Below are 14,662 nucleotides of genomic sequence, written 5' to 3'. Positions count from 1 at the left end.
CATAATCATCCCCATCATCAATCCCCATCAAAGTGACGTAAAGCTTCCGTTTATCCCAGCTCTTTCCCGACGATCGACACAAACGACACGCACTGCCAGGGAAAGCCGCCCAGGTTATGGGTCAGCCCGATTTTTGGATTGGGAAGCTGTCGTTTTCCCGCCCTTCCCTGGAACTGCAGATACATCTCATACAGCATTCGCAGGCCGCTGGCGCCGATCGGATGGCCGAACGATTTCAGTCCGCCGTCCGGGTTGACCGGCAGTTCCCCTTCCAGGTCAAACACGCCGTTCAGCACGTCTTTCCACGCCTGCCCGCGTTCGCTGAACCCGAGATCTTCGTAAATCACCAACTCGGTCGGCGTAAAGCAGTCGTGCACCTCCGCCATGTCGATCTGCCTTCGCGGGTCGGTGATCCCCGCCTGCCGGTAGGCGTCTTGCGCCGCCCGCACATTCTCCCGGATCGACGTGAAATCAAAATCCTGCCGCAGCCGCCCGTCCCCCGGCCCGGCCGCGATCGCCAGCGCCTTTACATACATCGGATCGCTCCGGAACCTGCGGGCATCCTCCGTCCGCACGATGATCGCGGCGGCCGCCCCGTCCGCCACCCCGGAGCAATCCATGATACCAAGCGGTGCGGCCACCATCGGCGATTGCAAAATCGAATCGAGCGGCACCTCACTGCGAAACTGCGCCTTCGGGTTGAGCGAGCCGTTGCGATGGTTCTTCCAGGCGATCCGGGCCAATACTTCTTTCCCTTGCTTCGGATCCAATCCGTACTTCGCAAAATAAGCGGGCGCCAAAAACGAAAACGCGGCGGGCGCGGTAATCGCAGGCGCAGTGCCATCATTCGGAGGTTCGGGAATCGCCAGTCCGCTGTAACCGGAATCCTTCAGCTTCTCGACGCCGATCGCCAGCGCCATGTCATAAGCGCCGGACGCCACTGCATAGCAAGCGTTGCGAAACGCCTCCGAGCCAGTGGCACACATATTTTCCACCCGCGTCACCGGCAAATACTGCGTTTTCAGTGGCCCGGACAGCGTCAAGCCCGACAGGCCGGACGTGAATGTCCCCAACCAGCAGGCGTCGATATCGGCCGGTTCCACGCCGGCATCGGCAAACGCTTCGTAGGCCGCTTCCACCAGCAAATCCTCGGCGCTTTTCTCCCAGTGCTCGGCAAACCTCGTGCACCCCATGCCGATCACCGCCACCCGGTCGGCTATCCCTTTTTTGCTCATTGCGCTCCCCCCTCCCGTTTCGGTTTCGCTTTCCAGAAGTAGTTGTGAATGCCGCCCGCTTCATACAAGCGGCGGAACGTCATCTCCAGTTCCATGCCGATCCGCATTTCGGCGGGATCGCAATCGGTCACTTCGCAGATCATCCGCCCACCGCCGGCAAAATCAACCACCGCCACCACCGTCGGCGGCGCCGGGCTGGCCGCCAGGTGGTCGATCGTGTACGTGGCTACTTTCGCCGTCCTGCCGTAGAATCGGTAGTCTTCCATCCGGTCTTTCGCCTGGCACTGCACGCACACCCGCTGTTTGGGAAACTGCGGCGTGCCGCATTCCAGACATTTCGATCCGTACAACGCAAGATTCTGCTGATAATTGCGGTGCATCGCCGTAACGGATGGGCGTGGCGTTTCCGGCCGGCGAGCCGGCTCGGTCGGAAGAATCCCTCTCCACTTTAAGTAGTCCGCATAGCGCAGCCGGTCGCTTTTCACCGGCAGATGCCCGCGAATCCCCCGCCGTTGCGGCAGTCGCCGGATCGCCTCCGTCACCTCGAAGATGATCGCGTCGCTGCCCTCCCCGAAGCTAACATACAGGATGCGGTCGCCGGGACTAGCCTGTTCCAAAACGGCCGCCAGCATCATCGGCGCATGCGCCGTACCGGTCATCCCCACCGTATCCAGCAGCAGATCCTGCACCTGTTCCCGCTGGAAGCCAAGGCTTGCAGCCGCCGCCAACTGCGCCCGGGGAGCAGGCCCCGCGATCACCACCTTGGAAAAATCGGCCGGCTGCAATCCGCTTTTCGCCAGCACCCCGCGCACGCTCGCGGCCACCGTCTGGACGTACACCGTGTGCACAAAACGCTCTTCCCAGCTCTGCACAAACCGGTCTCCCCGATTGCGCCAGACCCCGATCTGCTCCTCCGTATGGCTGTACACCGCAAGCACGCGGGCGACCACGTCGTCCCCCCGGCCGATGAGCAAGGCGGCCCCGCCATCGCCAAACAGCTGCTCATTCGTTCCCTGCGGAGCGCCCAACCGGCAATCGGCAGCCGCCGCCAGCACCGGTTCCCCGCCTGCCTGTACCGCATCGAACGCCGCGAGCAGCGCGGCGGAAGATCCTCGCAACGAGCCGGTCACATCGGCTACCCGGGTGCTCTTTTTCAGATCCAGTGCGGCCGCGATCGTGCTCGCCGCCTGTTTTTCCTCATAAGGCACGGTCGTTGACGCAAAGAACAGAGCGCCAATGCCACTGGCATCGATCCCCTGCAAACAGTCCAATCCGGCGCTGACAGCGATTGACACGCTGTCCTCGTCAAAATTGGCCACCGCCTTCTCGCCACCCATCGCCCGCTCCCCGAACGCATCCGCAATCTTTTTCCGGTCCAACCGGTAATAAGGAATATACGCACCATACGAAACAATCCCGACCATCTTCCCCCCGCCCTTCTGCAACACCTAGTAAACCAAACGGTCGTTTGACGCTTTTCTTTATTCTACTACAGAACTAGTCAAAATAGAATGATTAAATGAGTATTCATTCATTTTCGATCGCCGATATTTGTTTTCCTCTGAATCAGTATTCAGTAATCGTATTGTTGGAAATTAGATAGATTGCTATGATAAAAGTGCGTCTTTTTCGAAAATAAGCTGCGGTGCAATGCCGTTCCAGCGAAGGAGAGAGCCACCATGAGAAATCGAGTTTGTCAACTGTTGGGCATCCAATATCCAATCTTACAGGGCGGATTGGCGTATGTGGGAAACGGGGCGCTCGCCGCGGCCGTTTCCAACGGAGGCGGCTTTGGCCAGGTGGGAACCGCCGGACGCACGCCGGACAATTTTAAAGAGCAGGTGCGGATCGCCGCCGAATTGACTGACAAGCCGTTCGGGGCCAACCTGCCGATCAGCGAGCACTCGGACAACACCCCCTACATCGAAGCGATCCTCGAAATGAAAGACAAACTGACCGCCGTCAGCCTGTCGGCCGGGAACCCGAAACCGCTGATCCCACTGTTTAAAGAAGTGGGTTTGAAAGTCATGGTGATGACCGCATCTGTCAAACACTCGTTAAAAGCGGAGGAATTGGGCGCCGATCTGGTGATCTGCGAGGGATTCGAAGCGGGTGGACACGACAGCCCGTTGGAAATGACGTTGTTCGCGTTGCTGCCGCAAGTCACCCGGGCAGTCAAAATCCCCGTCGTCGCAGCAGGCGGCATCGCCAACGGCCAGGGGGTGGCCGCAGCTTTCGCCCTCGGCGCTGAAGGCGTGCAGTTGGGCACACGTTTTGTCGCCACCAAAGAATGTGAAGCGCACGAAAATTACAAAAATCTGTTGGTGCAAGCGGAGGATCACGCGACGGTGGTGCTGGAGCGAAGCATTGGCCGCACGCTGCGCGTGTTGAAATCACCGTTTGCCGAAAAAATCCTCGAATTCGAAAAAACGAATCCGACCGTCGAGCAGCTTCTTCCCTACATCCGCGGGGTCAACAATCGGGTGGCGGCGATCGAGGGCCGGGTTGACGAAGGCTGGATGAACTGCGGGCAGGCGGTCGGACTGATCGACTCGATCGAAAGTGCCACCGACGTGGTCCGCAATCTCGCCCGGGAAGCAGGCGAAGTAATCGGGTCGCTGCAAAGCGTCCGGACGATTTTTGGCAAATAAAAAATCGGGAGGATGACCGGAAATCCTCATCCGGGTGACAAGCCCGCATGTCCCTCCTTTCTTCCCCCAGAATCTGTAAAATGCAACAGTCAACCGTTTGCGACAGCCTCTGCGTTTCCACGTGCTAGACTTTATGTCTAGCATTTTTTGATTTTTTATTGTTTTTAGGTTTAGATCCTCTCAAATCGGTCCATTCTAGTTGATGGCAATACCAATTTTGGGAGGAGAATCTGTATGAAAAAATGGGCTTCGATTTGCATGCTGGGAATTTTGTTGGCCGTCAGCTTGTTGCTGCAGCCGTTTGCCGCAGTAAGCCTGGCGAAGGAACAATGTGACTGCGAGAACGAATCATTGACAGTTGCCGATTCCAGCCAAAAGCCGGCAGGCGATCTGCTGGCATCCCGCTCCGGTGTGGCAAATTCCAATGACCAGTTTGTCACATATTCAGTGAAACAGGGTGATACACTGTATCAACTGGCGCAACAATTCAGCACCGATATCCAAACGCTGATCGCGCTGAACAACGTAACCGACCCTAGATTTTTGCAAGTCGGGCAAACGTTGACCATTCCGAAACATTTGTCACAACAGGAAATTCCAGCCGTTACCGGCATCGATAAAATCCTGACGGTCACCCTGACCGCCTACACGTCCGGTCCGGAATCGACAGGCAAATATCCGGGACATCCGGCATACGGGATCACATCCACCGGCAAGCGCGCCACGGAAGGCCGCACGATCGCCGTCGACCCGCGGATCATCCCCTACGGCAGCAAAGTGTATATCGAGGGGGTAGGCATTCGCACGGCCGAAGATACGGGCGGGGCCATTAAAGGCAATCGGATCGATGTGTATATGGAAGACGTGGGACAAGCCATCCGGTTTGGCGTCAAGAAAAACGTGCGGGTATACGTGTTGTCGTCACCGAATTCCTAGGACAGGCCGGCCAACATGTTTATCCTACTACTTTTTGGACAAAATGATAAATACGCCTACTGCTCATATAGTAATATACGCACTCTCAGACAGACCGAAAGGAGCAATACAGAATGATAACGATTGAACGAGTGATCCGTTCGGAACAAAAAGGACGAATTATCTATCAAGGCAATCTGATGTCGCAGCATGCAGATGCCCTGTCGACCATCCCGCTGTACAACCATCCGGACGGAACAGGCTACCAACGTCCTTTCGACAGCGCCCGCGCCTTGTCGTATGCAAAGTATCTGGAGCAGGACGATGCCTGCCTGACGCCCATCATCCTGAACGCCGACGGAAAATGGACGTTTGAGCCATACGACCCGAATTTTCCCGATTTCGGCCGGCTGACCTGCCAGGGGCCAGCCCGTGTGATCGACGGTCAACACCGGCTGGGCGGGATCGACAAATACCACCGGCAGTTGCTGAACGAAGAACCGCTGCCTGTGCCGTTTCTCGCTTTTCATGTGCTGTATCCGGAAGAGGAAGTGTCGATTTTTGATACGATCAACACCAACCAGGTTGGTCTGACAAAATCCCTTCTCGTCTACCTGAAACGGGACAAAGAGGAATATGCGCGAATTGCGATCGACCTGGCGGAGCGCACCGATTCGCCGTTCTATAATCTGGTTGTGGTGGTGACAAAGAAAACGACGGAGCGACCGTTTACGCTCGATCATCTGAAACGGGCCTGCGAACTGATGATCCAAGGCAGCCCGCTGGAAGAACTCGGTTTGGAGCAGAAACGGCTTGCCGTGATGGTTTACTTCCGGGAGATCAGCCGCGTGTTTGAAGAGGCGTGGAATTCGAAAACCGCCTTCAAGCTGCGCAGCGTGATGGGGTTGATGAGCTGCGCCACCGTCGGCCGCAACATTTTGGAAGCGGCTTGGCAGCCAGACAAAGGATGGATCGACGAAGGCGAAGTCAAACGGCTTGTTTGGAAAATGCACTCGTTTGACTGGTCCCGTACCGGCCAAATCCGTTACGCCTCCGGGATCCCCGGCCAGCGATACGTATCTCAAGTGCTCAACTACATGGTGTTTGGCGTTCCGGTCAAAGCGAGCAAACCGGTTCCCACTCCGAAATTCAAGATGGAGGAACAGGTCGGCTAACCCGGTTTGATGTGGGCGGCGTCGGAATTCAACTCGGAGCTGCGCGTCACTTGAATGGGATATCTATCATGTCTCCCGCCAACATGCCATGCATGCCAAATCGTGCGGCCGCCTCGTCGCCTGCCCGTCCGTGCAGGTACACGCCCAGGCAGGCGGCCTGCTCCGCATCCAATCCTTGTGCCAGCAAGCCGGTGATGATTCCGGTCAGAACGTCTCCCGTTCCGCCGGTAGCCATGCCGGGATTGCCGGTTGTGTTGATGTAAGCCGCTCCCTCGGGAGTGGCTACTACCGTTTGCGCCCCTTTCAGCACGAGTGCGACACCGTGCCGCATGGCAAACCGGCGGGCCACCCCGATTCGGTCCGCTTGCACTTCCCACACCGATCCGTTTACCAGCCGGGCCATTTCTCCGGGATGCGGTGTCATCACGGTCGGCGCTTGCCGGCGGGGCCATTTTTCCAATACGCCGGCGATCATGTTTAATGCGTCCGCATCGAGCACGAGCGGACATGCGACGCCTTCCCATAAGACCTGCATCCACCGCTCGCCGCCCACGAACCGGTCCAGTCCCGGCCCGATCGCGACCGCATCTTTGCCGCTTGCCAACGCCAACAGATCCTGCGGTGATGTAGCTGTCCAGTCACCGCGCCCCTCATCCGGCACACCGACCAGCATCACTTCCGGTACATGTCCGAGCAGCGGGTCGACCAGCCTGTCAGGCACCGCCCATGTGACCAGTCCGCACCCGGCCCGCAGCGCCGCTTTCGCGCACAGGATTCCCGCCCCGCTCATGCGGCGCGATCCGGCGGCGATCAGCACATGACCGTACGTCCCTTTATGCGTGTCTGCTTCCCGCGGAAGCGATGGATCTACCGCCAGCCGCTGCCGCAAGGTCCGGTCATTCAGCAAAAAGGTTTGCACCCCGTGCCTGTCCGCCAATGATTCAGGAATCCCAATCGCCGCAACCGTTACATCCCCTGCCGCCGTTTTTCCCGGATATTGAACAAGCCCGCGTTTGAGAAACGCCAGTGTGATCGTCCGAACCGCTCGGATGCACGGATCGTACACCGCACCCGTATCGGCATCGAGCCCGCTCGGAATATCAATCGCAAAAATCGGCAAGCCGCTGGCGTTCGCTTCCCGAATCAAAGCGGCATACGGTTCGCGCGGCGCACCCTTGGCACCCGTTCCCAGCAATCCGTCTACCACTCCGTCGAATCCCCGCCAGTCGATCGCATCGGGTTTGAAAACACACGACGCAATCCCCATCTTTTCCGCAATCGTCCGCTGAATCGCCGCGTCGCCCGCGAGCCGTTCCGGCGGTTCCGCGTAAACGATCTGCACACGGTGCCCCCACTCGGCCAAGTGCCGGGCGGCCACGATCGCATCGCCCCCATTGTTTCCTTTTCCAGCGAGCAGCAGCCATGCCTTTTTTTCTCCGTAAAAATAATCATGCACCTGGCGAGCCACTTCCCGCCCCGCATTTTCCATCAATACCAGCGACGGGATGCCGACCGCCTCGATCGCATACCGGTCCAACGCCCGCATTTCCCCGGATGTTACGACATACATGGAAGTTCCTCCTTGACCGACTGTTGCTTTATTGAAATTCCGCCAGCAGTTGATTGCAGTTCAGGATGGTGCACAGCGTCGAATTCAACGTTGCAGGATCGGTGCTGAAATCGCCGTGCTCCCTGGCGCGGCTGACAAGCTCGAGCAGACCGGACGGCGCCGGAAAATACACCGGCCGGCTTTCCCGATCGGCCAGCACCCATGCTCCTTTCCCCTTCGCAAGAATGCTTTGCAGCGATGGGTTCGTCCTTGCATATATCTCCATCCCGAAAATCGGCTTGTCTCCCTGCTGTGCCTCCAACCCCCGGCTGATCAGGTACAGGATCGATTTGCTGTAAAAAGGCACCGACGGATCGGTCCGTTCCAGTTCGTCACTCAACGTGTAAAGGAAAAATCGCTTCAGGAGCAGCCGATCGATCGCACGGGCAAACGCATTTTCAAACTGATCGACTGTGCAGGTGGGCGCATACAAACTACAGGTAATGATTTTCAGATACGGATACACTTCCGCTTTCCCGTCTAACAGTTGCTTCAACAAAGTGTACAGCAAGATCGATCCGGCGCTGTGGCCAACCAGATGCACTTCCGCCTGCAGCCGCTCTTTCTGCAGCGCTTTTGCCAGCAACAGCAAAAACCGCCAGCCGCCGCCTTGGCTGGCAAACACCTGTTCCGCCCGGTGTTTCATCGCGTTCCACGGTTCCGGAAACAGCTTCGCCGCTTCCTCGATCACTTCATCCACCGCCGTGTCAACGCCCGACATTTCATAGACACGCTCATGCACCGTTTCCCGCAAATGATCTTCCAGCACCTCCAAAAAAGAGGACTGCCAGATAAAAAACACCGGATAGATACGGTTTCCCAGAAACGTCTGGTAACGGCTCTCAATCGCCGCTCCCGCCTCCGCTTCCGTAACCAGCCCCCCGTGGCAATAAAACATCAGCCGGCGGGGACCCGGTTGTTCCTTGAAAAATTCGACGATATGCCGGATCATTCGCTTCAGTTGGGCGTCCGAACTTTGAAAAATGCCGCTCTGGGAAAGCTGCCCGTCCGCTTCCGTATTGACTATGTAGTTCAACAAACGTTCAGGATTCGATACGGCTGGTTTGTTTCTCCACTTCCAAAACCAACTCATCGGCATCCCTCCCACATTCATTGTATTCGCCAGACGAGCAGAAATACGCAGGTCGCAGACGAAACTGCAGAACAAAAGTCGGGACATAGGGATTCGCAGTGAAAAGACAGATTGCTCAACTGATGCTTGCTGAATAGATCACAATGCTGTATGCGTTGCCAAACTGCGGATCCCGCGGATGATCAGTCCCCGGCGGAACAAGCGGAGGGTACGTGCAGGGGATCCATCAATCAAGCTTTCGATTTCCGTTTTAAACTGAAAATATCTCGGTCATGCTCCCTCACCTTTTCCGTCACATAATCGATCTTTTCTTCCAGTTGATCAAATCGCTGTGCAACCTCCTGTTTGAATTCCCTCAACTCGGTGCGAAGCTCGTTTACTTCAGTACGAAGCTCGTTTACTTCAGTACGAAGCTCGTTTACTTCAGTACGAAGCTCGTTTACTTCAGTACGAAGCTCGTTTACTTCGGTCCGCAGCCCGCTCACTTCTCCGTGCAGCCCTTTGATTTCGGCGCCCTGGATTTCCAAACGTTCCAAAATGGCCGTCAGCAACTTTTTCGTTTCATCCATTTCGATCATCCTTCCCTGTTTCTATTTTCAAGTATACCATCAAACTACAATTTCCGAGTGAGATTGATTGGCTCACACCGCCACGTTTTGCCGAGGGCTCTCCACCCGCAGCTTCTGTTGCGTGATGGACACCAGCATCACCAGAAAACCGGCAAAAATCACTATCGACAGCACCAGCAAATAGTGCGCGAGCCCGATCAGATCCAGCATCGCTCCCGTCAGCAGCAGCGCCAGTTGAAACATGGTCCGGTTCCACATCGCCTGCAAAGCAAAATAGCGGCCTCGTATGTCTTCCGGCACGAGCAATTGCGGAATCACCGCTTGCATCGGCGACCACGCGCCCAGCATCAGGCCGAACAGCCCGAACCCGGCCATCACTTCCCATTGCTGATCGGCAAAATGCATCAAAAAGATGCTCGCCGCCACTCCCGCCAGCAAAAACACGCTGCGCCGCAGCAAATCGCCGCCGGAGAACCATTTGCGAACGGCAAACCCGCCGATCAGGACAAAAATCCCCTCGATCGTGTACAGCCAGCCTTTCAGCGCCGGGTCATTCTGTGTTTCGCTGAATTTCAAAATCAGCAGATTAAATCCTCCCAGGAACAAAAATACCAACGTGCCTGCGGCGATCACAAACAGCAGCGGCGGGGTGGCCCGCAGCAACGGGAACACCTCGAAAAACGAAATTTTCTGCTTCGCCTGGTTGAAGGAATTGGCAGGTTGCTCCTCAAAACGCAGCAAATAACGAAACGCCGTCATCACACAGTAAAATAGAAATACGGCGATATACATTCCATATAACGGCAATACGGTTAACAGCAGACCGGCCACCGCTGTCGCACCAATCCTCGTCATCGTCACCAGGTTGGAATACGCCGCATTCGCCCGCACCAGGTGTTCCTTTCGTACCACCATCGGAATTACGCTCTGCAGGGTCGGTATATAAAGCGAGTTGCCCACGTTGGCGATCAACAATCCGGCCACCATCAACGGCACCGACTGTAAATACATCGCAGTCATCATCATCACGGCGGAAGCGAGCTGCAGCAAACTACTGACCATCAGCACCCGTTTCTTCGCATGCCGGTCGATGACCACCCCCGCCTTCGGGCTGATCAGAATCCCCAGCACCGGACCGGCGACCAAGATCAACGAGCGGACAAAATCGGACGGAACTGTCATCTGCAAGAACTGCAGGTTGGCCAGGATTCCGAACCACAATCCGGAATTTGACAACGTGTCTGCCGTCAGAATGATGGCAAAATTCCGCCATCCAATCAACCTGTACAACCCAACCATAATGTTCCTCCCTAGAAAAACAATTGTCTCATCGATGCAAATAAGCTGATATTACATATAGATTTTATACCAACCATAAATATTACTGCTTTCCATCGTTTATAAGCTAAAAAATGTTCCACATTTGTCCGTGTTTTCTCCAGCAAAAAGCATCAGCAAAATGTTCCGCGGAAGACCTGGAATTCAGCGAACAGATTAATCTGGCATGGATCAGACAGGAGAGCTTGTCAGATCGCGTGGCCATCGTGAAAAAAGGGGACGCACCCTGTCCGGGGCTCCCCTGTTTGCTGCTTCGCCTTATTTTTCCGGAACGACCGGCAACAGGATGGTGGACGGATATTCAGGACCGTGCCAAATCTGGACCATCCCGCCAGCCTGGTTGGCAAGCTGCGGCAGCGGCGACAGCGCATGCGGGAAATCGCTTGGTCCAATTGCAACCCGCAGGCGATGGCCGGCCGGAATCACCGCATTGGTGGGGAAAATCTCCACATTGAGTGGCATGATCTCCCCCGGCGTCACCGGTAGTACAGACTCCCTGGTAAACGGATGCCAGGGCTGCAGGATTTCGCCGTCGACCACCCGGCTTTTCGCCAGATCGAGAGCCCGGAACGAGGTGGCAAGCCAACCGGCTGTCAGTTCGGTGGACGCCCCGTCGGGTGCCACATCGGTGACCCGGACGGACAGTACGGCATCCTTGGCGGTCGTCGAGACATACACCTCAGCGGCAATCGGACCGGACAGCTTCAGGTCCCGCTTCAGCGGCGCGGTAGTGTAGGTCAATTCGGTCAACTCCGTCAAGCGGTTGTCCTTCGTGCAGGGTACGGCCCCGAGCAAGCCGGCTGTCCACTGGTTTGCGCTGCCGGAACAGATTCCGTTCACTGGTTGCTGCAGCATCCGCTCTGACGGCTCCAGCGTCGCCGCTTGCTCGCTGGAAAGCTGGCCGTTAGCGTGCAGATACATTTTTTGGATGTTGATGCGCGGGTGGGGCCAGTCGGGCTGCACCTCAAAATGCCCCTTCCCCAACACGTACTGCGTGACAGCAGGGATTCGGTCAACGCGCGTCTGGATGCCTTTCAGATAGAAGTCAAACCAGCGCAGCGCGAGCTGGTTGAGCGTTGGCACTCCGTCGGCCGGCAATCCGCTGCCGAAGTCCCCGTGCGTCCAATTGCCGATCAGCAGTTTGGCGTTCACCCTCTTTTTCAACTGTTCGTACAACAGCGGCTCCCCGCGTTGGAAAATATCGTGCAACCCGCCAACTACAAAAGCGGGAACCTGCACCCGATCGACAACGCGAATCGGTGATCGAAGCTTGTTGCCCGGCCCGTCATACGCCATTTCGCCGCCTGTCAGGACTGACGTCAAAGAACTCGTCTGGAAGTTGCCGATCTGGGAGGCATGCCCCGACAGAGTGGTCGCGCCCCGCACCGGATCGGCAAGGGTATAGGTCGGCGGCAGCAAACTGGTACCGGTCACCAGACCCAGCCACAGCGGTATGAACCCGGTGTTCACCAACCCACCTGACATCAGAATGTCACGGTACGAATCGGCCATTGGAACGATCGGAAAAATGGCTTTCAGGCCGGGCGGTTGTTGGGCGGCGGTGAAAATCTGGTTGATCGCCATATAGGACGCCCCCCACAACCCGACCTTGCCGTCACTCCACGGTTGACGGGCCGCCCATTCAACCAGTTCGTACCCGTCCCGCTGTTCGGCCTCACCGAACGATTCCCATACCCCTTGCGAACCGCCCGTTCCCCTGACATCCACCACCACATGCGCGTAGCCTCGCTCCACCAGAAAGGTGTTGGCTGCGCCGAGCGGCGAATTTTTGTTGTACGGAGTTTGCGTCAGGATCACCGGGAATGTGCCCGGTGCGTTGGGACGGTACACATTGGCTGCCAGGATCACCCCATCCCGCATCGGAATCTTGACATCCGTCTCCGTCAGAACGGCATATTGGGCGGGTCGGTCATACGCTTCCCATGCTCCGGCTGCGACAGCGGTTGCCGCCGGTATGCCGGTACCGGCCAGTTCCGCCTGTGCGGTCTGCCCCGGTCCCAGCAGGGCCGCGACACCGGTCAAAACGGAAAGAACTGCCCCCCATTTTCCCATCTTTCGGCGGTTCATTCGTACATCTCCTCCTATCCATCAGCAAATCCCGATTTTAAATATTTACTTTTCTGAAATTTCAACCGCCACATACAGGATTCGCAGGCGGTCGGCAGAATGTGGGGGTGGTGAAGGAAACAGTCCCAAAAAAAGAACGCGTCACTATCGGGAAATGGGAGGACGGGACGTTGGTAGTGAGGGAACCATTCAAAAAAAGACCAGTCGGCCCTTTGCGGAGGCCGACTGCCATCAAATACCACTGGTCGACTGGCGCGCACTTCACTTTTTGTACCCCTGCGGATGATGTTTGTGCCAGTTCCAGGCGCTTTCGATGATTTGCTGCAGGCTGTTGTATTTCGGCTGCCAGCCCAACTCTTGTTTCGCTTTTTCGGAGGAAGCGATCAAGACGGCTGGGTCGCCTGCCCGGCGCGGACCGATGCGGGCCGGAATCGGATGCCCCGTGACCTCTCTCGCCTTGTCGATCACCTGCTTGACCGAGAAGCCGGCTCCGTTACCCAGGTTGTAGATGCCGCTCTCGTTGCTTTCCCGCAGACGCTTTAAAGCGAGCCAATGGGCGTTTGCCAAATCCATCACATGGATGTAATCGCGGATGCAGGTGCCATCCTCCGTCGGATAATCGTCGCCAAAAATCGAGACAAACTCCCTTTGGCCCAACGCGACCTGCAGAATGATCGGAATCAGATGCGTCTCCGGCGTGTGGTCTTCCCCGATGTGACCGTCCGGGTGCGCACCGGCCGCATTAAAGTAGCGCAGTGACACATGCTTAATGCCATACGCCTGGTCGCACCATTTCAGCATTTTCTCGATTGCCAGCTTCGTTTCCCCGTATGGGCTGGTCGGTTCGGTCGGATCCGTTTCCTCGATCGGGATGCGCTTCGGTTCCCCATATGTGGCGGCGGTTGACGAAAAGACGATTTTCTTGACGCCATGTTCGTTCATCTTCGCAAGCAGCTTCTGCGCCGCGACAACATTGTTGTCGTAATATTTCAAGGGTTCCTGCACGCTTTCCCCGACCAGGGAGCTGGCCGCAAAATGAATCACCGCCTCGATCTGACGCTCGGTGAAAATTTTGTCGAGCAATCCCTCGTCACGGATATCCCCTTGATAAAATGCCTCTGTCAAAACGGCCGGCCGGTGGCCTTTTTCCAGATTGTCGAGAATGATTACATCCTCCCCTTGCACCAGCAGTTCAGCCACCGTGTGGCTGCCGATATAGCCGGCGCCGCCCGTCACTAAAACGGACATCCTTCCACCTCCCCCGTAATTTCACGTGCACCATCGCCAATATCACAAATATAGAACGTCGGTGTCAACCCCGTTTTCGCCTGGTTTTGTTTTCGCCTGGTTTTCAGCTGGTACCCCTGCGCCACACGCGCTGCAAAATCCGGTAGTGCATCCCGGTACACGAGGCTTACCGTACATCCGCCAAGGCCCGCCTCCGTCATCCTGGTTCCGATGCAGCCTTCGCTTTTGGGCGCTGCCTCAAACAGAGCGTCCAGCTCGAAACCGGTTACTTCATTCAGATCACGCAGCGACTCGTGCGACTGGCTCATAAACTGCCCAAATTAAGCTGGGTCGCCCGCCTCCACCAGCTTCTCGATATGTTCCACCGGCAGTTCCGGCAGCATCGCCCTATGGTCGGGCGAATACAGGATCACTTCGCATTTGCCGTACGATTTTTCCGTTTTGTACAGGTCGGAACCAACCGGATCCGGTTCCGGCGGATTGGGCGTTGTCAATAGCGGATTAAAACTTCCCAAAAAAATCGCGCTCAATTCCCCACAAACAGCGGATTCAGTTCCCCAAAATCATCGCGCATCATTCCCCAGACATATGTTCGGTCTACGCGGTCACCTCCTCCTTCAGCGCATGTGTCACCCCGGCACGCAGCTTGTCCTTCATCCGGTAGCTGTTGCCGCGGATGTTGATGGTGGTGGCGTGGTGTAGGAGCCGGTCGAGCAAGGCAGAGGCCAGCACCTGGTCACC

Annotated in this window: 14 protein-coding genes; 3 read left to right on the top strand and 11 right to left on the bottom strand. The window is 56.8% G+C overall.

Annotated features, from left to right (window positions below):
- Positions 1-50: 50 nt before the first annotated feature.
- Together C230_RS0115995 and C230_RS0115990 are read right to left on the bottom strand one after the other, a co-directional pair.
- The gene (locus C230_RS0115995; RefSeq protein WP_018133065.1) at positions 51-1,235 is read right to left on the bottom strand and encodes an acetyl-CoA acetyltransferase; all 1,185 of its coding nucleotides are present in this window, start codon (positions 1,233-1,235) and stop codon (positions 51-53) included.
- Positions 1,232-2,659 (bottom strand): OB-fold domain-containing protein, encoded by a 1,428-nt coding sequence (locus C230_RS0115990; protein ID WP_018133064.1) that lies wholly within the window; start codon positions 2,657-2,659, stop codon positions 1,232-1,234. The genes C230_RS0115995 and C230_RS0115990 overlap by 4 nt, the downstream gene beginning before the upstream one ends.
- Before the next feature lie 255 nt (positions 2,660-2,914).
- Between C230_RS0115990 and C230_RS0115985 the strand changes: the two genes are divergently transcribed.
- The 3 genes from C230_RS0115985 (at position 2,915) to C230_RS0115975 (ending at position 5,976) form a co-directional block, all read left to right on the top strand.
- Complete coding sequence (locus tag C230_RS0115985) at positions 2,915-3,886, top strand: NAD(P)H-dependent flavin oxidoreductase (protein WP_018133063.1); 972 nt, start codon at positions 2,915-2,917, stop codon at positions 3,884-3,886.
- A gap of 234 nt (positions 3,887-4,120) precedes the next feature.
- Entirely contained in the window at positions 4,121-4,822 is a 702-nt protein-coding gene (locus tag C230_RS20765) for a 3D domain-containing protein (RefSeq protein ID WP_018133062.1), read from the top strand.
- 113 nt (positions 4,823-4,935) lie between these two features.
- Positions 4,936-5,976 carry a DGQHR domain-containing protein gene (locus C230_RS0115975; protein ID WP_018133061.1) on the top strand — a complete coding sequence of 347 codons (1,041 nt, stop codon included), beginning with the start codon at positions 4,936-4,938 and terminating at the stop codon, positions 5,974-5,976.
- A 46-nt stretch (positions 5,977-6,022) separates the two neighbouring features.
- Here the strand turns inward: C230_RS0115975 and C230_RS0115970 are convergent, their stop codons facing one another.
- From C230_RS0115970 to C230_RS22095, 9 genes are all read right to left on the bottom strand, one after another.
- Positions 6,023-7,546, bottom strand: coding sequence for a bifunctional ADP-dependent NAD(P)H-hydrate dehydratase/NAD(P)H-hydrate epimerase (locus tag C230_RS0115970; RefSeq protein ID WP_018133060.1), 1,524 nt, complete (start codon positions 7,544-7,546; stop codon positions 6,023-6,025).
- A gap of 28 nt (positions 7,547-7,574) precedes the next feature.
- On the bottom strand, positions 7,575-8,678 hold the full coding sequence (locus tag C230_RS0115965; RefSeq protein WP_018133059.1) for an alpha/beta hydrolase: 1,104 nt from the start codon (positions 8,676-8,678) through the stop codon (positions 7,575-7,577).
- Between the two features lie 230 nt (positions 8,679-8,908).
- Complete coding sequence (locus tag C230_RS20760) at positions 8,909-9,247, bottom strand: coiled-coil domain-containing protein (protein WP_018133058.1); 339 nt, start codon at positions 9,245-9,247, stop codon at positions 8,909-8,911.
- Between the two features lie 72 nt (positions 9,248-9,319).
- Positions 9,320-10,546 carry an MFS transporter gene (locus C230_RS0115955; RefSeq protein ID WP_018133057.1) on the bottom strand — a complete coding sequence of 409 codons (1,227 nt, stop codon included), beginning with the start codon at positions 10,544-10,546 and terminating at the stop codon, positions 9,320-9,322.
- Positions 10,547-10,843: 297 nt separating this feature from the next.
- Positions 10,844-12,673, bottom strand: a complete 1,830-nt coding sequence (locus C230_RS20755; protein ID WP_018133056.1) for a CocE/NonD family hydrolase — start codon at positions 12,671-12,673, stop codon at positions 10,844-10,846.
- A 261-nt stretch (positions 12,674-12,934) separates the two neighbouring features.
- The gene (gene galE / locus C230_RS0115945) at positions 12,935-13,921 is read right to left on the bottom strand and encodes a UDP-glucose 4-epimerase GalE (RefSeq protein ID WP_018133055.1); all 987 of its coding nucleotides are present in this window, start codon (positions 13,919-13,921) and stop codon (positions 12,935-12,937) included.
- The gene (locus tag C230_RS0115940) at positions 13,909-14,229 is read right to left on the bottom strand and encodes a galactokinase (RefSeq protein WP_018133054.1); all 321 of its coding nucleotides are present in this window, start codon (positions 14,227-14,229) and stop codon (positions 13,909-13,911) included. The genes galE and C230_RS0115940 overlap by 13 nt, the downstream gene beginning before the upstream one ends.
- A 12-nt stretch (positions 14,230-14,241) precedes the next feature.
- Positions 14,242-14,451, bottom strand: coding sequence for a hypothetical protein (locus tag C230_RS0115935; RefSeq protein WP_018133053.1), 210 nt, complete (start codon positions 14,449-14,451; stop codon positions 14,242-14,244).
- A 67-nt stretch (positions 14,452-14,518) separates the two neighbouring features.
- Positions 14,519-14,662 (bottom strand): ATP-binding protein (locus C230_RS22095; protein ID WP_018133052.1); only part of this gene is annotated, 144 nt, incomplete at its 5' end.

The organism is Effusibacillus pohliae DSM 22757 (assembly GCF_000376225.1).
GTDB classification, from domain to species: domain Bacteria; phylum Bacillota; class Bacilli; order Tumebacillales; family Effusibacillaceae; genus Effusibacillus; species Effusibacillus pohliae.
Note: the sequence above shows the minus strand (reverse complement) of the source record. Positions and strands in the feature narration are given on the sequence as shown.